Raw genomic sequence first — 16,541 nt, 5'->3', positions numbered from 1 at the left:
TCAAGGACGATCCGCTGCAACCTGCTCGAGCATCTTTGCCGCCCGCAAGCGAACGCGTTGGATCACCGCAGTGTCGTCGGCGATTGAGGCCAGCGTCGACGAGATCGTTCCCAATTCGAGCGCACGTCCCTCCTTCACTTCGTCGGCGAAAGAGTTCATTTCGGCATCGAGGCCGAGGCGGTCGTAACGATGCAGAAATTCCAGCTTACGGCCTTCATCCAGCGTGGAAGCGATTGCAAGGAAGATATCGGTAAGCGTACCAACCATCTTGTTCTCTGAGTAGTTGTAGACACACGATCCCGACCCATCTGAGCCATTGTAAGTGAGCGTCTTCGTGCCCGTGTCGGCTATGTTCTTCGCTTTGGAAGCACATTCGACATTGAAATGATTCAGCCCCCGCGCCGCCTTGAAGATCTTTGCGACGACGCCTGGAGTCAGGTTGATCGGCCGATCGACATGCTGCGCTGCCTGACCCCGCATCGATGTCTGCGTGGCTGGAGTCTCCGCCTGATCCGCCTGATAGGTACCTGTTCCGTTCTCATGGATCCGCAGTGTGAACCGTGGGACAGGAAGCCCCGTGTGGTCGAACTGAAAGCTAACCTCAGCCGGTTGATTTGCAGGCACAGCAGATTGTGCTTCGGGTGTCTGGGCCACGGATGAAAAAGCCGAGGTTAGGAGAAGAGCGGTGCAAAACACAACGCTCGCTGTCGTTTTCATCGGCGAGCGCCCTGGAGTTCAAGTGTCTGCGCGGTGTGGATATGGCAGATCGCAATCGCCAGCGCGTCTGCTGCATCTGCGGAGTCGAAGGCGTCTTCGTTGTTGAGTAGACGCCTCACCATGAACTGCACCTGCTCTTTGGCGGCCAACCCATAGCCCACCACCGAACTTTTTATCGAGAGCGGCGCATACTCGGCTACTGGCATTCCGCAAGTCGCCGCGGCCAGCATCGCGACGCCTCGCACCTGGCCAAGCTTCAACGCAGATTTTGCATTCGCCGAGAAGAAGACCTCCTCGATAGCGACAATCTCCGGCTGGTGCAGGGTCATCAAGGAAGTCAGCTCAGCGTAAACCTGAGCCAGCCGCTGCGGTGTCTTCTCTTTTTTGTTGAGCCGGATCGTACCCGCCGCGAGGTGAACGAGACGAGGCATGCGGGCGCCGCAATCCACCTGCACCACCCCGTAGCCGGTGAACTCCGTTCCGCAGTCGATGCCGAAGACTCGCATGGGCGAAGTTTACTGCATCTGGCGCCAGCTTCGGACTATCGAGGTTGAGTCCACCAAGGGACTAAGTGCACTAGCGGGAGATCCCCTCCAACGGGGAACTGGCCGTGGCGTAGAGTTTGCGTTGCATTCGGCCTGCCAGAAAGGCCTGCCGCCCCGCCAGCACGGCGTGCTGCATCGCCTCGGCCATCAGCAAGGGGTCCTTCGCCGCAGCTATCGCGGTGTTCATCAGCACGGCGTCGAAGCCTAACTCCATGGCGACCGCAGCATCAGAGGCAGTGCCAACGCCTGCATCGACGATCAACGGCACTTCGGTGATCAGCTCCCGTAGAATGCGCAGGTTGGCCGTATTTTGCAGCCCAAGCCCGCTGCCAATGGGTGCACCCAGAGGCATAACGGCCGCCGCACCAGCGTCAATCAGCCGCTTGGCAAAGACAATATCGTCCGACGTATACGGCAGAACGGTGAACCCTTCTTTGACCAATACGCGGGTCGCCTCGAGCGTCGCCTGCACATCGGGATAGAGAGTCTGCTTGTCGCCGATCACCTCGATCTTGACCCAGTCCGACAGGCCCACCTCGCGTCCCAGTCGCGCCGCGCGAATCGCCTCATCGGCGGTGTAGCACCCAGCCGTATTGGGCAGAAGAAAATAACGCCTTGGATCAATGAAGTCCAGCAGTGACTCGCTCGTCCGGTCAAGGTTGACCCGGCGTACCGCGACTGTCACCATCTCGGCTCCAGAGGCTTCGATCGCGGCCTGGGTCTCAGCGCCATCTTTGTATTTGCCCGTGCCAACGATAAGCCGCGACTGAAAGGCCCGTCCTGCAATCACCAGAGGTTTCATGGTTAATATCCTACCGTTAGAGTGCGGGGTAAACGCAAACGGCTCGCACTCTAAGGAGAGCAGCGAGCCGTCCGGCGGTGAACTGTTGAGATTGACCTGAGGCGTCCATACTCGGACTGGGCCTCGGCGTGGACTTTTGTACAAAGACCGCCAGGACTAGAGCTATGGACGCTCTAAGCCTCAGTCACCTCACGTTGCGTTGAACTACATGTACCGTCAATTTTCATAGGCTGGACCATCCTCCTTTCCCGTGTAAAAGCAGAGTACTCCCGAGGTCCGGTTGCATGCAAGTTCGCCGGTAAACAGTAATGGAGCATCTGCGCAAGTCGAAATCGGCATCAGAAATTAAGTCGCGATCCTCATTCGAAGAAGAAAGGCCTCACTCCATGAAGGCAGCAACTATTGTTGGAATTCTCCTCATCGTCCTTGGCATCATCGGGTACGCCACCGGCGGACTCTCCTTCACACACGAGAAGAAGGTGGTCGACGCAGGACCGGTTCAGATCTCGCGTAAGACTCAGGACACCCTTCCGCTCTCTCCGATCTTGAGCACGGTCTCGCTCATTGCTGGGATTGGTCTGGTGGTAGTTGGAGCAAAGTCGAATTGAGCGATCTTTGAGTGCGGCGATGAAGTCACGAGTTTCATAAGGCAGTCGAGCCGAAACTGTGCAAACTGTTACTTGAGATAGGCGCGCACGAGATCAATCAAATCTTCCCCTAACTCTGGAGTGAGAGGAGCATGTCCGTCGCGCAACAGATGCAGCCGGATATGATCCTCAAGCACCTCAGCCATCAGCCCGTTGATTCCACCACGCGCCGCCGCGAGTAACATCAGCACCTCGGCGCATTCGTGATCCTCTGACGACAGGGTGCGATCCACACGATCTATCTGGCCTCGAATCTTCTTGACCCTGTTGAGCAATTTGATCTGAGCCGACTTTGTGTGTGACATTTGCTTCACCCCATGTACCCTACCGGGGTATACTACCGTGACGGGCGAAGTAGATGCAATCTTGTAATCAGAGTCGCCCGACCTTCGAAAGGCTCAATCCGTCGGCCAATTTGCACTCTGTTCACTTTCAGGGCTGAAGATAACAGTTCAATGACACGAAACCTCAACCGGAGTCGCCTGCTTGCTGGCACATGCGCGATGTGGCTATCAGCCTCTTTTTTTTCGGCTGCGCAGACGCAGTTCGCAACAGAGACGACGCAGCCATCACAGATCGATGCTCCTGCTCCAGCCGCTGTTCAAACTGATTCCCCGACCATGTTTCCGCACTGGGAGCATTCACGATTTTTCATCGGCGGTCAGGCAAACATCATCTTCCAGGCGCATGGGCCCTTCCATTCGCCCTACGAGGGCGTCAACAGCCTGCTGCCCCGCGGCGAATACAAGACCTCACTGCTCGGCACGCTTTATCTGGGTGCGCAAGTAATCACTGATCCGAAGTTCGCGCTGGACGCTCTCTTCGACCTCGAATCTGCAGGCGGCCGGGGCGACAGCGAGGCCCTGGGACTGGCCGGCTTCACGAATCTTGATGTGGTCCGTAATCCAAACCTGGGTTCGACACCCTACATGGCCCGCGCGCAACTCCATCAGACGATCGGCTTCACCAACAAGCTCGTAGAAAATTCGCAAACACAGTTTTCCGTAGCCCGCGAAGTGCCGGAGCGACGTCTGGAGTTCCACGTCGGCAAGATGAGCCTGCCCGACTTTCTCGACATCAACAGCATCGGCAGCGACAGCCATTTGCAGTTCATGAACTGGACCGTCGACAACAACGGTGCCTGGGACTATGCTGCCGACACTCGCGGCTACACCTATGGCATCGTCAGCGAATACGATGACAAGGTTTGGTCCGCACGATACGCGCTCGCACTGATGCCGACCGTAGCCAATGGGATCGATCTGGATTGGGCTCTTCGTCGTGCCAGCGGGCAGAACTGGGAGTTCGAGCTACGCAAGCCACTGCTCGGAAGGCTGCTACCGCCCGAACGCAAAGGCACCATCCGCGTCCTGAGCTACGTCAATCACGCTCACATGGGTTTGTATCGCGACTCCAACAAAGCTTTCCTCGCCGGCGAAGGTACACGGCCGGTCATCCAGAACTCTGAGAGATTCGGCGCGGTAAAGTACGGCTTCACCTTCAATGCCGAACAGGAGTTGACGGAGGATGTGAGGGTGTTTGGCCGTCTTGGATGGAACGAAGGTCAGCACGAGTCCTTTGCTTATACGGAGGTCGACCAGACAGTGGAGTTTGGCGGCGACTACTCTGGCCGCAGGTGGTCTCGTCCCAATGACAAGCTGGGTCTAGTCTTCGTCTCCAATGCCATTAAGAAAGATCACCAGGCGTACCTCAAGCTCGGAGGTCTCGGCTTTCTCCTGGGCGACGGCAAACTGAACTACGCCCGAGAGGACATTCTGGAGAGCTACTACAACCTCCATACCTGGCGCGGAATCTACTATGCGTTGGACCTGCAGTTCATCGAGCATCCGGGCTACAACCAGGATCGAGGTCCTGTGCTTGTCGAATCAGTCCGCATGCACGTCGATTTCTAGGTATTACTCCTACCTGTACTTTTTTGGTGCAAAGTATTCGAAGGAAGAGACTTAGGTACGGACTTCCGCATTTAGCCGGTACCGTAGACTCGGCCATGAAACCGTATACTCATCGGGTGGACCAGCTCGGCATAGTTCTCTTCGCGGCGTTTTTGGTTGGACTTCTCTTTGGCAGCTTCCTCAATGTCTGTATCTCACGACTTCCGCAGCATGAGTCGGTCGTCCATCCGCGCTCACGGTGCCTGCAGTGTGGAGTGCCGATTCGCTGGTACGACAATATTCCGCTGCTGAGCTGGGTTATTCTTCGTGGCCGCTGCCGCGACTGCGGTCAACCTATCTCTTGGCGCTATTTTCTTGTAGAACTTGCCACCGGTTTATGGTTCGCAGTTGTCACACTTGAAGTGACGTCCTCTTCGTCTATCGGCCAATACGTTCAGCTTTCCTCGGAATGGTGGGCAGTTCATATACTGACCGGCATAGGTCTAGCAATCGTCGGCTTTCTCCTCATCGGCCTCATGGTGATGGACTGGCAGACGATGATCCTGCCTGACTCCTTCACGCTCGGCGGCATTGCCATTGCTCTCTTCCTCGTCTGCACCCAAGCCCTTTTCCTCGGCCCGAACGAAGATGAAGTTGTCCTGACCAAGCACCACATCCAGCTCACCAGTCCCGGCGGTGTGGTCGATCGCGGCAATCTCTTCTTTACCGGTCCGGAGAGCCTGATCTTCGGACGCATCGCGGCGGTCTGTGGAGCAGCACTTCTTCTGCTCCTCATCCGCTGGCTCTACAAGGCAGTTCGCCACCGCGACGGCATGGGCCTCGGTGACGTGAAGCTGCTTGCCATGATCGCGGCCTTTCTTGGTTTCTGGCCGGCGATCCTCTCTCTCTTTCTCGGAACCCTGGCCGCTGCGGTCTATGGTGCGGCACTTCTCGCGCGTGGCAAGGCAGGAGCGACCTCCAGACTTGCCTTCGGCAGCTTTCTTTCAATCGGCGGACTGGTAAGCGCGCTCTTCGGTAATTACCTGATCAATATGTACATAGCGTTGCTTCGATAGCCGCACACCGGCCCGACAATCGCTTGACACTTGCCAGCCGCAATCTTAGAGTCGAAGATGGCCATGCACAGTTACCCCTACATTTGGAACTACCTTCCACTCGTGCTTCAGATTTTGGTCGCGCTCGGGCTTGCTGTGGGCATGGTCGGTGCCTCGTTTCTCATCGGAAAGCACAAAAACTCACGCACCAAGGCTGGAGCGTACGAGTGCGGCATGGACCCGGTGGGCGACGCTCGAGGCCGCTTTACCGTGCGTTTCTACATGGTCGCGATGCTCTTTATCCTGTTCGATGTCGAAGCCGTCTTCATGCTTCCCTGGGCCGTGATCTTCCGCCGTCTCCCAGCCATCACCGGCTCGCGCATGTTCGGATTCTACGAGATGCTCGTCTATCTCGGCTTCGTCGCCGTCGGCCTCTTTTATGTGTGGAAAAAGGGCATCCTGAACTGGGCGAACGATAAAGGGGACCTCTAATGTACGATCCAGCCTCTGCGATTAAAGGCAAACAGGCCGTCTTCGAGGCGCATCCTGAAAACGCCGCGGTCAAGGCCTTGGCCGACCTCGCGACAGATGCCAAATATGACCGCGCTGAGCTGACCATCACGGTGGCTCGAGAGAACATCATCACAGCAGCCAAAGCCGCTCAGCAGGCCGGATACAACTTCCTTGAAGATGTCACTGCAGTGGATTGGTACCCGTCTGAGCCACGCTTCCAGATCACCTATCACATCCTCTCGCTCAAGTTGAAGGAGCGTCTGCGCCTCGCGGTTCGTCTCGACGGAGACGATGCCGCGCTCGACAGCATTACTTCGGTCTGGCCCTCCGCCAACTTCTACGAACGCGAAGTCTTCGACCTCTTCGGCGTCCACTTCGGCGGCCATCCCAACCTTCGCCGAATCATGATGCCGGAAGACTGGAACGGGCATCCATTACGCAAGGACTACCCCGTGGAGGGCTACCGCTAATGACTCCCCCTGTTGAAGAACTTACCGGAGTGGCGGCTATCAATCCGGGCATAGATGATTTAATCGCCAACTCAGCACGAAATCGACAGAACCCTCCGTCCGGCGACCAGACCATGATCATCAACATGGGTCCGCAGCATCCCTCGACCCACGGCGTGCTTCGGCTGGTCATCGAGGTCGACGGTGAAACCATCGTAGGGCTGGCTCCGGATATCGGCTATCTTCACACCGGTATCGAGAAGACCTGCGAGGCCAAGTTCTACCAGCAGGTCGTTCCCATGACCGACCGCATCGACTATCTCTGTCCCATGACCAACAACCTCGCCTACTGCCTTGCGGTAGAGAAGTTGCTGGGCCTTGAGATTCCCGAGCGCGCGCAGTATCTCCGTGTCCTCTTCAACGAGCTCACCCGCATCCAATCGCACCTGGTCTGGCTCGGCACCCACGCCATGGACATCGGCGCGCTGACCGTCTTCCTCTACTGCTTCCGCGAGCGTGAAGACCTGCTGCGTATCTTTGAAGCAGTCGCCGGCCAGCGCATGATGACCAGCTACGTCCGCGTCGGCGGCCTGAGCCTCGAACCGCCGCGGGATATCTACGACAAGATCCGCACCTTCCTCAAAAACTTCCCTGCACACGTTGAGGAGTACGAAGGCCTGCTGCAGACCAACCCCATCTGGATGAACCGCCTGAAAGGCGTTGGTTATCTTTCAGCAGAAGATGCGATTGCGCTGGGCGTCACCGGGCCTCCGCTACGCGCCTCTGGAGTCGATTTTGACGTCCGCCGCGACATGCCCTACTCCGGCTACGAGAAGTTTCAGTTCAATGTGCCGGTCTCGGATGTCGGCGATGTATGGGCGCGCTACATCGTTCGCATGCAGGAGTTCCGCGAGTCGGTCAAGATCTGCCTACAGGCTCTCGATGGCCTTCCCGAAGGCCACATCGTCGCGGATGCACCGAAGATTATCCTCCCGAATCGCGAGCAGATGAAGACCCAGATGGAGTCCCTCATCCATCACTTCAAGATTGTGACCGAAGGCTTTGGTGTTCCAGCCGGTGAGGCGACCAGCTCCGTTGAAGCACCGCACGGCATGATGAACTACTACGTCGTCTCCGACGGCACCGCAAAGCCCTACCGTGTTCACATGCGCAACCCGGGTTTCGCAACACTGCAGGCACTCGAAACCATGTGCAAAGGCCGTCTCCTCGCCGATGTCGTCGCCGTCATCGGATCGATCGATATCGTTCTGGGCGAGATCGACCGCTAACCTCTGATGCTCGAAGCGCGCCTCAGAGCTGAACTTTGGACCTCGTGGGCGTCGCTGCTTCGCTCCTACGCCGCCGCCCACGGAATGAACAGCAGGCATCATGCGGTAGTTGAAGTCGGGGCAGAAGAGATTACACTTCGTGTGGCCAGCCGTTGGATTCGCTTCACGCACGAGGCGTTGGAATCAAGTGACGGAAGCCGCTCTACCTTCAAGATGCAGGAAGATGGAACGGTTAAACTGAACGGTATCGCCGAAGAGATGGACCTTGCCGCCGAGAGGCTGGCGCGGGAGATGATGCAGAGTGAGTGAAATAGCCAATACGATCTTTTCGCCAGAGACGGCCGCACGCTTCGACCATCTCGTCACCATCTACCCGCTCAAGCGGTCGGCGCTTGTGCCCATGCTGCTCTACGCACAGGATGAGATCGGTTATATCTCTGATGCTGTCATCGCCGAGATCGCGGAGCGCATCGACCTTCTGGAGTTGGACGTACGCAACGTGCTTTCGTATTACTCCATGCTGCGCACCAAGCCGGCCGGAAAGTACAACGTGCAGGTCTGCACGAATATCTCCTGCATGCTTCGCGGCGGCTACGAGATCCTCGACCACTGCAAGCACAAGCTAGGCATCGGCCACAAAGGCACGACCCCGGACGGCGTCTTCTCACTGGAAGAGGTCGAGTGCATCGGCGCCTGCTGCTGGGCTCCAGCCATTCAGATCAACTATGATTTCCACGACGACCTCACCACAGAGAAAGTCGACGTTCTCTTCCAGATTTATCGCGACGGCCAGGGAAAGGACGTGAAGTAGATGCCATCACTCGTCTCGCACCCCGATGAGGTAAAAGTTGTTTCCCGCCGCTTCGGTCTGGGCGCGACCGACATCGACAAGTATGTCGAACTCGATGGCTATAAAGCCGTTCAGCAGGCCATCGCCAAGGGTCCTGAGTGGATCATCAGCGAGATGAAGGCCAGCGGTCTGCGTGGCCGTGGCGGCGCTGGCTTCCCGACCGGCATGAAGTGGTCTTTCGTCCCGAAACAGTCCGAAAAGCCGAAGTACGTGCTGGTCAACGGCGACGAATCCGAGCCCGGCACCTGTAAGGATCACGTCCTCTTCCTGCACGATCCCCACGCCGTCATCGAAGGCACTATGATCGCCGGCCTCGCCATCGGCTCCAAGCTGGGCTTCATCTATCTCCGCGGCGAGTACCGCTACCTGCTCAAGATCGTCGAGAAGGCGGTCGCGGACGCTTACGCGAAGGGCTTCCTAGGGAAAAACATCTTCGGCACCGGCGTGGACTTCGACATCATCACGCAGACGGGAGCTGGGGCGTACGAGGTCGGCGAAGAGTCTGCCCTGATGGAGTCGCTCGAGGGCAAACGCGGAGTGCCTCGCATCAAGCCTCCCTTCCCTGCTGTCGTCGGGCTTTACGGTGGTCCTACGGTTATCAACAATGCTGAGACGATCGCCAACGCACCGCACATCCTGCTGATGGGTGGCGAGGCCTATGCCAAGCTAGGCAGCGAGCGCAACGGCGGCACGCGCCTGTTTGGCATCAGCGGCCACGTCGAACGCCCCGGCGTCTACGAACTTCCGATGGGCTACAACCTCAAGCGGGCTATCTATGAGGTAGCAGGCGGTATTAAGGACGGCAAGAAACTCAAAGCTGTCGTCCCCGGTGGCTCAAGCTGTCCCGTCATGACTGCTGACGAGATCGACGTAGGCCTGGACTTCGACCAGATGGGGAGGGCCGGCACCATGCTAGGCTCGGGCGGAATCGTCGTGCTCGATGAGACGGTCTCGATCGTCGAATTTGCGCTTCGCACCATCGCGTTCTACCAGCATGAATCCTGCGGCTGGTGCATTCCCTGCCGCGAGGGCACCGACTGGATCAAGAAGACTCTCACCCGCGTCTATAACGGCGGCGGCAATAAGAAAGATGTCGACAACGTTCAATATCTCGCCGAGAACATGCTGGGCCGTACCTTCTGCCCTCTAGGCGACGCAGCAGCGATGCCCACCATCGCCTTCGTCAAGAAGTTTCGCAAAGAGTTCGAAGACTATATCGAAGGCAACAAAGCCGGAACCCCCATCATCACCGTTGAACAGCTGGTCGGAGCGCACTAAGCCATGGCAGACGTAACCTTTACCGTAGACGGCAAGAAACTTACCGCACCCGCAGGCACTCTTCTTCTGGAAGCCTGCAAGTCCGCCGGTATCGAGATTCCCGCCTTCTGCTACTATCCCGGCCTCTCTCTGCAGGCAGCCTGCCGCATGTGCGTCGTGCGTATTGAAAAGATGCCCAAGCTCCAAACGGCCTGCACCACACCGGTTACAGAGGGGATGGTCGTCACAAGCGAGTCTCCGGAGATCGCTCAGGCGCGCAAGGCGACGCTGCAACTTCTTCTCGGCAACCATCCTCTCGACTGCCCCGTCTGCGACGCCGGGGGCGAGTGTGAGTTGCAGGATATGACGTTCAAGTACGGCGCCGCCGACAGCTTCTACGCTGAGCCCAAGAACCACCGCGAAGAGCAGAAGTGGTCCCCCGTCGTTTATTTTGATCGCCCACGTTGCATCCTCTGTTATCGCTGCATTCGTATGTGCGGCGAAGGCATGGACGTCTTCGCTCTCGGCATTCAAAACCGGGGCAGCTCCTCGGTCATCGCCCCTAACGTCCCCGCGCAGATGTCTCCCGACGACCTTGCCCACGTAGACTGCGAGCAGTGCGGCATGTGCATCGACGCCTGCCCGGTCGGCGCGTTGACCTCCGGCACGTATCGCTACAAGACCCGCCCCTGGGAGATGAATCACGTATCGACCATCTGCACGCACTGCGGCGATGGATGCAAGACCACCCTCGGCGTTCGCAGCACCACGGATGGCTCCGAGATCGTCCGGGGCGATAACCGCGACAAGTCCGGCATCAACGTCGACTTCCTCTGCAACAAAGGCCGCTACGCCTTCGACTTTGCAAACAATGAAGACCGCATCACCCAGCCGCTCGTCCGCCAGCCCAGCGGCGAGATGAAGCAAGTCAGCTGGGAGGTCGCACTCGACTACGTCGGCAAGAAGTTCCGCGAACTTCGCGATACCCGTGGCGGTAAGAGCATTGGAGTCATCGGCTCCAATCGCACCACGAACGAAGAAGCCTACCTGCTGCAGAAGTTTGCTCGCACTGTCCTCGGCACCAACAACATCGATCACCATCGCACCGCCGATTATGTTGCCTTTGCCCGGGCGTTGGCCGGAACCAACCGCACAGCCAGTCTGAACGATACGCTGACCGCGCCGGCCATCATGATCCTCGGCGGCGACCCAACGATTCAGGCACCCGCGACAGCTTGGAACATCCGCACAAACGTCCGCAACAACCGCGCCCGCCTCTACATCGCGAACTCCGCCGAGATCAAGCTTCGCCGCCAGGCAAAAGCCTTCGCGCACATCGCGCCGTTCAGCTACAGCGCACTGGCAAGCTTCATGGCCGGAGATGACAGCGCCGTCGATTCCCTCACCCACTCCGGCGCAGACACGTCCTCTTTCCATGACTTCCGTAAGGCCGTTCGTTCGGAGGAGAGTCTCCTAGTCCTTATCGGGTCGGAGTTCCGCGGCGGCGATCTGCAGCGCCTGCTCGCATTCGGCAAGACTCTGCCCAACCGCAAGTTCGCGCTGATCTCCGACTACGTCAACTCTCGCGGAGCCGCCGACATGGGCCTGCTGCCCGACCTGCTACCCGGCTACACTCCGCTCGCAGGGAACACTACCTTCGCCGAATACAACACTCCAACCACCCCGGGTCTCGACATGCTTGAGATCTTCGAAGCAGCAGAACGCGGCGAACTCTCCGCTCTGTATGTCGTCGGTTCCAACCCCGTCTCCCGTTACGGAATCGATCCCTTATCTCTCAAAGACACATTCGTAGTCGTGCAGGACATGTTCCTCACCGAGACGGCAGCCCTCGCGGACGTGATCCTCCCGGCCGCGAATCTCTACGAAAAATCCGGCTCCGTCACCAACAGCTATGGCGACCTCCAGCTCGTCAACAAGGCTGGTGACCGTGCCGGAGTCCGCACCGACTTCGAGATGATCGTTCGTATCGCCGACAAGATGGGCGCAAATATGCAAGCCCTCATTCCCTTCGGCAAAGGCACTCGCGCCGACATGGGCCAGTCCCGCGGCGCACAGTCCGGCGAGGCCGACCGTCATGCCGTATGGCTTGCCGCAAACAACATGGAGCCGAAACTCAGCCCCTTCGATCCGTTCGCCATTCTCGATGAGATCCAGCGCCTAGTCCCCGGCTACAACCTGCTGCGACTTCAGCTGCTCAGCGGCAATGATCAGCATCTGCAGCCTGCCGTAGCTACCCACGACCTCGTTCAAATCGGCAACCGCCGCGACCTCGTCCTGCCGGCGAACGATACACTGTTTACCTCGGGCACCCTGGGTCGCTACTCCGCCATGCTCTCCGATCTGCAGCACAACGAGAGCCTACGTCCTCCAACCGGCCTCACGCAGATCCAGCCCGCAGCCGACTAAGTAGACTCAACAGCAGACTCGAAACAACTACAGGAGCCCAACCCACCGCCGTGAGCCACCTCAGCCCATTTCAGACGTTCCTGCTGCTCAGCATCCTTAAGGTCGTGGTCGTCCTCGTCATCACGCTGATGTCGGTCGCCTACACGGTGCTACTCGAGCGCAAGGTTCTGGGTCGCATCCAGAACCGTTGGGGACCTTCTCGCGTCGGACCCTTCGGACTGATGCAGCCGCTCGCCGACGGAATCAAACTCTTCCTCAAGGAAGACCTCCTGCCTATCGCCGCCGAACGCCCTCTCTTCATCCTTGCACCTATCATCGCGCTGGCCTGTGCGCTTATCTCTATCGCGGTCGTCCCATTCGGCGGAATGCAGACCGTCAAGGGCGTCGAGATGTTCAACATCGCCGACCTCAACATCGGCCTCCTCGTCATTCTCGGCATCACCTCAATCGGGGTCTACGGCATCGCGCTCTCCGGCTGGTCGTCGAACAACAAGTTCGCCCTGCTTGGCAGTCTCCGCGCCACCTCGCAGATGATTAGCTACGAGCTCGCCCTTGGCCTCTCGCTCGTCGGAGTTGTTCTCCGCGCACAATCTCTCAGTCTCCGCGAGATCGTGAACAGCCAGGGCGCACACGGCGCCTGGAGTTGGAACATCCTTGGTGGGGGCCAGCTCGTCGCCTTCTTCATCTACATCATGGCCGCTTACGCCGAGACCAACCGCGCGCCCTTCGACCTTCCCGAAGCGGAATCCGAACTTGTCGCCGGCTACCATACCGAGTACAGCTCCATGAAGTTCGCCATGTTCTTCATGGCCGAGTACGCCAACATGATCACCGTAAGCTGCGTTGCTTCGCTGCTCTTCTTCGGCGGAGCCTCCAGCCCCCTCGGCCATCTCCTCCCAGCGGACTTCGGCGGCCCAATCCTTTCGGCCATCTTCCCCATTCTTTGGTTCGTAGTCAAAGTTCTGGCCTTCCTGCTTCTCTTTATCTGGGTCCGCGGCACACTGCCCCGCTTCCGTTATGACCAGCTCATGAGCTTCGGCTGGAAGTTTCTCCTGCCGCTCGCCATGGCCAACATCATCGTCACGAGTCTTGTCATTGCTTTACGGAGTTAGCTCCACGGAATACGCAACAAGGTGTTTTACAATCAGCAGATAGCCCAGTTCTTCGAAATCGGCCTCTGCCCTGTTTCAAGCGTCTCAAGCGACTCACAAAGGACCTGACGGAACATCATGCAACTGGCACTCTTTCTCATCTTTGGCGGGCTGGCCGTAGCGGGAGCGCTCAACCTCCTCCTGCAGCGCCATCCCATCAACAGCGCACTGTCGCTGGTCGTCGTCATGATGTCGCTGGCCGTCCTTTACTGGTCGCTCGGAGCCGAGTTCCTCGCCGCATCCCAGGTCATCGTCTACTCCGGCGCCATCATGGTCTTCTTCGTCTTCGTCATCATGCTTTTGAACGCCGGCGAAGAGGAGCGAACTACAGGCAGCCGCGCCGCCTACCTCGTCGGCTTTCCCGGCGCCGCAGCCATCTTCTGCCTGCTCAGCTTCGTCTTCCTGTCGGAGCGCAAGGCTCTCGGCTACACCAACATCGGCGGCTATCTCAACCACGTCACCAGCAATATCTCCGAGATCAGCACCATTCTCTTCACCAAGCTGCTGCTTCCCTTCGAAGTCACCTCCATCCTCATCCTGGTAGCCATCCTCGGAGCCGTCGTGCTCGCGCGAAAGGAGCAGTAGAGATGCTCCCACAGGTGCCCATCGCCGCTTATCTCATCCTCGCTGCCATACTCTTCTCGGTCGGCGTCGCGGCCTTCCTCATCAAACGCAACCTCATCACTATCTTCATGTCGATTGAGCTTATGCTCAACGCCGTCAACCTCACCTTCGTCGCCTTCGCGCACATGTGGCATCAGCTCTCCGGTCAGATCTTCGTCTTCTTCGTGATGGTCGTCGCAGCAGCCGAGGCCGCCGTCGGCCTTGCCATCATCATCGCCATCTTCCGCACGCGTGAAACGCTGAACGTCGACCAGATCGACCTGATGAAATCGTGAACTCTATGCCCTCTGCCTCCATGATCTCCGACTACCTCTGGCTGATCCCGCTGCTTCCCTTCGCCGGCTTTCTCGTCAACGGAACCGTAGGCCGCAAGTTGCCCCGCGCACTCGTGTCAGCCGTCGCGCTGATCTGCACCGTCATTCCAGCCGCCATCGTCGCATGGCTCTGGATCGTCATGAAGGCCGAAGGCGCGCCCGAAGTCCTCCGGGTCGTCAGCCAGCCGTGGATCGCAATCACCGGCCTCCAGATCGACTTCGCCCTCACCGTCGATCACCTTACTCTCATCATGCTTGGCGTCGTCACCGGCGTCGGCTTCCTCATTCACGTTTATTCCGTCGGCTATATGGCGCACGAAGAGGGATACTGGCGCTTCTTCGCCTACCTGAACCTCTTCATGTTCTTCATGCTCGTCCTCGTCCTTGCCGAGAGCTTCCTCCTGCTCTTCGTCGGCTGGGAGGGTGTGGGTCTGGCCTCTTATCTGCTGATCGGCTTCTACTTTCAGAAGGATTCCGCCGCCAACGCGGGGAAAAAAGCCTTCATCGTCAACCGCATCGGCGACTTCGGGTTTCTCCTTGCGATGTTCCTCCTCGTCCGCGAGTTCGGCTCCCTCGACTTCACCCACATCTTCCAGGCCATCAGCGTCAATCCCGGCTGGAATGGCGGCATCCTCACCGTGATCGCCCTTCTGCTTGTCCTCGGCGCAGTTGGAAAATCCGCCCAGATTCCGCTCTACGTCTGGCTCCCCGACGCAATGGAAGGCCCCACGCCTGTCTCTGCGCTGATCCACGCGGCAACGATGGTCACGGCCGGCATCTACATGGTGGCCCGCTGCCATGTGCTCTTCGACCGTAGCCCTTATGCTCTGGGCGTCGTTGCGATCATCGGCGCGGCTACGGCCATCTTCGCGGCTTGCATCGGTATGGTGCAACACGACATCAAGCGCGTCCTCGCCTATTCCACCGTCTCCCAGCTCGGCTACATGTTCCTGGCCTGCGGAGTTGGAGCCTACACCGCAGGCATCTTCCACCTGCTCACCCACGCCTTCTTCAAAGCTCTTCTCTTCCTCTCTGCCGGCTCGGTCATCCACGCACTCTCCGGCGAACAGGACATGCGCAAGATGGGTGGACTCCGCAAGCGCATTCCCGTCACCTTCTGGACCATGACGATGGGCGTCTTCGCCATCTCAGGTATTCCGCCGCTTGCCGGCTTCTTCTCCAAGGACGAGATCCTCTACCAGGCCTTTGTCTCAACCAATCCCCTCGGCAAACTCCTCTGGCTCGTCGGTCTCATCACAGCCGGCATGACCTCCTTCTATATGTTCCGCCTCTGGTTCAAGACCTTCTTTGGCCCAGAGCATTTTGAAGAGCGCACCGACCTTCACGCCCACGGAGCAGCCGTCCACACTCACTCCGGCAGCCACGCAGTTATGGTCGTCGACCCGGAAGACAATCACGCGCACGGCGTCCACGAGTCCCCCGCGATTATGACCGTTCCACTAGCCATCCTCGCTCTATTGTCGATTATTGGCGGGTGGGTAGGCGTTCCCGCCGCTATGGGGGGCCACAACGAGATCGAACACTTCCTCGATCCCGTCTTCAGCTCAGGCGCAGCGGTCGAAGCAGCAACCATCAGCCGCGGCCCCGAGCTGGGCCTTGCCGTAGTCTCCGTCCTCGTCGCACTCGCAGGTCTTGGCATTGCCTACCTCTTCTATTACAAGAAGCCCGGCACCGCCGCAGCGCTCGCAGCAAAGATGCCAGCCCTCTACAACCTCGTTGACCACAAGTTCTACATCGACGAGATCTACGGGGCGGTCATCGTCTCCCCCCTGCTCATGTTCAGCCGTCTCTTCCTCGGCGGCATCATCGACGGCGGCATCGTCAACGGCGCAGGCGCAGCCGCTGGCGCAACCACCCGGGGCCTCAGCTCTCTCGTTCGGCGCGTTCAGTCTGGAAACATTCGCTCCTACGCCGGCTGGCTCGCACTCGGGGCCGCCGCCGTTCTGCTCGTCATGATCTTCGGCCGCTCCATCTGGATGCACTAAAGA

At 58.7% G+C, this 16,541-nt stretch carries 18 protein-coding genes; 14 read left to right on the top strand and 4 right to left on the bottom strand.

Features of this window, described 5'->3' with window-relative positions; genetic code table 11:
• The 3 genes from HDF12_RS08935 to HDF12_RS08925 all read right to left on the bottom strand — a co-directional run bounded on the left by HDF12_RS08935 (position 1) and on the right by HDF12_RS08925 (position 2,064).
• Positions 1-717, bottom strand: coding sequence for a hypothetical protein (locus tag HDF12_RS08935; RefSeq protein ID WP_179582199.1), 717 nt, complete (start codon positions 715-717; stop codon positions 1-3).
• Positions 714-1,223, bottom strand: a complete 510-nt coding sequence (ruvC, locus tag HDF12_RS08930; RefSeq protein ID WP_179582197.1) for a crossover junction endodeoxyribonuclease RuvC — start codon at positions 1,221-1,223, stop codon at positions 714-716. The genes HDF12_RS08935 and ruvC overlap by 4 nt, the downstream gene beginning before the upstream one ends.
• 70 nt (positions 1,224-1,293) lie before the next feature.
• Positions 1,294-2,064, bottom strand: a complete 771-nt coding sequence (locus HDF12_RS08925) for a thiazole synthase (protein ID WP_179582195.1) — start codon at positions 2,062-2,064, stop codon at positions 1,294-1,296.
• Between the two features lie 386 nt (positions 2,065-2,450).
• Between HDF12_RS08925 and HDF12_RS08920 the strand changes: the two genes are divergently transcribed.
• Positions 2,451-2,672, top strand: a complete 222-nt coding sequence (locus tag HDF12_RS08920; RefSeq protein WP_179582193.1) for a DUF3185 domain-containing protein — start codon at positions 2,451-2,453, stop codon at positions 2,670-2,672.
• A 68-nt stretch (positions 2,673-2,740) separates the two neighbouring features.
• Here the strand turns inward: HDF12_RS08920 and HDF12_RS08915 are convergent, their stop codons facing one another.
• Positions 2,741-3,016 (bottom strand): metal/formaldehyde-sensitive transcriptional repressor, encoded by a 276-nt coding sequence (locus HDF12_RS08915; protein ID WP_179582191.1) that lies wholly within the window; start codon positions 3,014-3,016, stop codon positions 2,741-2,743.
• 150 nt (positions 3,017-3,166) lie between these two features.
• Here HDF12_RS08915 and HDF12_RS08910 point away from each other — a divergent pair, with 150 nt between their 5' ends.
• The 13 genes from HDF12_RS08910 to nuoL all read left to right on the top strand — a co-directional run bounded on the left by HDF12_RS08910 (position 3,167) and on the right by nuoL (position 16,538).
• Entirely contained in the window at positions 3,167-4,624 is a 1,458-nt protein-coding gene (locus tag HDF12_RS08910) for a carbohydrate porin (protein ID WP_257025434.1), read from the top strand.
• Positions 4,625-4,719: 95 nt separating this feature from the next.
• Positions 4,720-5,679 (top strand): prepilin peptidase, encoded by a 960-nt coding sequence (locus tag HDF12_RS08905; protein ID WP_179582189.1) that lies wholly within the window; start codon positions 4,720-4,722, stop codon positions 5,677-5,679.
• Positions 5,680-5,742: 63 nt separating this feature from the next.
• Positions 5,743-6,150, top strand: coding sequence for an NADH-quinone oxidoreductase subunit A (locus tag HDF12_RS08900; protein WP_179583558.1), 408 nt, complete (start codon positions 5,743-5,745; stop codon positions 6,148-6,150).
• Positions 6,150-6,641, top strand: coding sequence for an NADH-quinone oxidoreductase subunit C (locus HDF12_RS08895; protein ID WP_179582187.1), 492 nt, complete (start codon positions 6,150-6,152; stop codon positions 6,639-6,641). Before HDF12_RS08900 ends, HDF12_RS08895 begins: the two co-directional genes overlap by 1 nt.
• The gene (nuoD, locus tag HDF12_RS08890; protein ID WP_179582185.1) at positions 6,641-7,909 is read left to right on the top strand and encodes an NADH dehydrogenase (quinone) subunit D; all 1,269 of its coding nucleotides are present in this window, start codon (positions 6,641-6,643) and stop codon (positions 7,907-7,909) included. Before HDF12_RS08895 ends, nuoD begins: the two co-directional genes overlap by 1 nt.
• A 6-nt stretch (positions 7,910-7,915) precedes the next feature.
• Positions 7,916-8,218, top strand: a complete 303-nt coding sequence (locus tag HDF12_RS08885) for a transcriptional regulator (RefSeq protein WP_179582183.1) — start codon at positions 7,916-7,918, stop codon at positions 8,216-8,218.
• The gene (locus HDF12_RS08880; RefSeq protein ID WP_179582181.1) at positions 8,211-8,720 is read left to right on the top strand and encodes an NADH-quinone oxidoreductase subunit NuoE family protein; all 510 of its coding nucleotides are present in this window, start codon (positions 8,211-8,213) and stop codon (positions 8,718-8,720) included. Before HDF12_RS08885 ends, HDF12_RS08880 begins: the two co-directional genes overlap by 8 nt.
• Entirely contained in the window at positions 8,721-10,037 is a 1,317-nt protein-coding gene (gene nuoF, locus HDF12_RS08875) for an NADH-quinone oxidoreductase subunit NuoF (RefSeq protein ID WP_179582179.1), read from the top strand. It abuts the gene before it with no gap.
• A gap of 3 nt (positions 10,038-10,040) precedes the next feature.
• Positions 10,041-12,443 carry a molybdopterin-dependent oxidoreductase gene (locus HDF12_RS08870; RefSeq protein WP_179582177.1) on the top strand — a complete coding sequence of 801 codons (2,403 nt, stop codon included), beginning with the start codon at positions 10,041-10,043 and terminating at the stop codon, positions 12,441-12,443.
• A 50-nt stretch (positions 12,444-12,493) separates the two neighbouring features.
• Complete coding sequence (nuoH, locus tag HDF12_RS08865; RefSeq protein ID WP_179582175.1) at positions 12,494-13,555, top strand: NADH-quinone oxidoreductase subunit NuoH; 1,062 nt, start codon at positions 12,494-12,496, stop codon at positions 13,553-13,555.
• A 117-nt stretch (positions 13,556-13,672) separates the two neighbouring features.
• A complete protein-coding gene (locus tag HDF12_RS08860) occupies positions 13,673-14,179 on the top strand; it encodes an NADH-quinone oxidoreductase subunit J family protein (protein ID WP_179582173.1) in 507 nt (168 codons plus the stop codon).
• Between the two features lie 2 nt (positions 14,180-14,181).
• A complete protein-coding gene (nuoK, locus tag HDF12_RS08855) occupies positions 14,182-14,493 on the top strand; it encodes an NADH-quinone oxidoreductase subunit NuoK (protein WP_179582171.1) in 312 nt (103 codons plus the stop codon).
• 5 nt (positions 14,494-14,498) lie between these two features.
• On the top strand, positions 14,499-16,538 hold the full coding sequence (gene nuoL, locus HDF12_RS08850) for an NADH-quinone oxidoreductase subunit L (protein WP_257025433.1): 2,040 nt from the start codon (positions 14,499-14,501) through the stop codon (positions 16,536-16,538).
• Positions 16,539-16,541 lie beyond the last annotated feature (3 nt).

This window comes from Tunturiibacter gelidiferens (assembly GCF_013410115.1).
Lineage (GTDB): Bacteria > Acidobacteriota > Terriglobia > Terriglobales > Acidobacteriaceae > Edaphobacter > Edaphobacter gelidiferens.
This window is presented reverse-complemented; position numbering and strand designations above follow the sequence as displayed.

Excerpts from the sequence above, each read along its gene's own strand:
- HDF12_RS08925 (WP_179582195.1), bottom strand. The coding sequence starts at position 2,064 with ATGAAACCTCTGGTGATTGCAGGACGGGCCTTTCAGTCGCGGCTTATC.
- HDF12_RS08920 (WP_179582193.1), top strand. The coding sequence starts at position 2,451 with ATGAAGGCAGCAACTATTGTTGGAATTCTCCTCATCGTCCTTGGCATC.
- HDF12_RS08905 (WP_179582189.1), top strand. The coding sequence starts at position 4,720 with ATGAAACCGTATACTCATCGGGTGGACCAGCTCGGCATAGTTCTCTTC.
- HDF12_RS08915 (WP_179582191.1), bottom strand. The coding sequence starts at position 3,016 with ATGTCACACACAAAGTCGGCTCAGATCAAATTGCTCAACAGGGTCAAG.
- HDF12_RS08860 (WP_179582173.1), top strand. The coding sequence starts at position 13,673 with ATGCAACTGGCACTCTTTCTCATCTTTGGCGGGCTGGCCGTAGCGGGA.
- HDF12_RS08935 (WP_179582199.1), bottom strand. The coding sequence starts at position 717 with ATGAAAACGACAGCGAGCGTTGTGTTTTGCACCGCTCTTCTCCTAACC.
- HDF12_RS08870 (WP_179582177.1), top strand. The coding sequence starts at position 10,041 with ATGGCAGACGTAACCTTTACCGTAGACGGCAAGAAACTTACCGCACCC.
- nuoF (WP_179582179.1), top strand. The coding sequence starts at position 8,721 with ATGCCATCACTCGTCTCGCACCCCGATGAGGTAAAAGTTGTTTCCCGC.
- HDF12_RS08900 (WP_179583558.1), top strand. The coding sequence starts at position 5,743 with ATGCACAGTTACCCCTACATTTGGAACTACCTTCCACTCGTGCTTCAG.
- nuoK (WP_179582171.1), top strand. The coding sequence starts at position 14,182 with ATGCTCCCACAGGTGCCCATCGCCGCTTATCTCATCCTCGCTGCCATA.
- HDF12_RS08910 (WP_257025434.1), top strand. The coding sequence starts at position 3,167 with ATGACACGAAACCTCAACCGGAGTCGCCTGCTTGCTGGCACATGCGCG.
- HDF12_RS08885 (WP_179582183.1), top strand. The coding sequence starts at position 7,916 with ATGCTCGAAGCGCGCCTCAGAGCTGAACTTTGGACCTCGTGGGCGTCG.
- HDF12_RS08895 (WP_179582187.1), top strand. The coding sequence starts at position 6,150 with ATGTACGATCCAGCCTCTGCGATTAAAGGCAAACAGGCCGTCTTCGAG.
- nuoD (WP_179582185.1), top strand. The coding sequence starts at position 6,641 with ATGACTCCCCCTGTTGAAGAACTTACCGGAGTGGCGGCTATCAATCCG.
- ruvC (WP_179582197.1), bottom strand. The coding sequence starts at position 1,223 with ATGCGAGTCTTCGGCATCGACTGCGGAACGGAGTTCACCGGCTACGGG.
- nuoL (WP_257025433.1), top strand. The coding sequence starts at position 14,499 with ATGCCCTCTGCCTCCATGATCTCCGACTACCTCTGGCTGATCCCGCTG.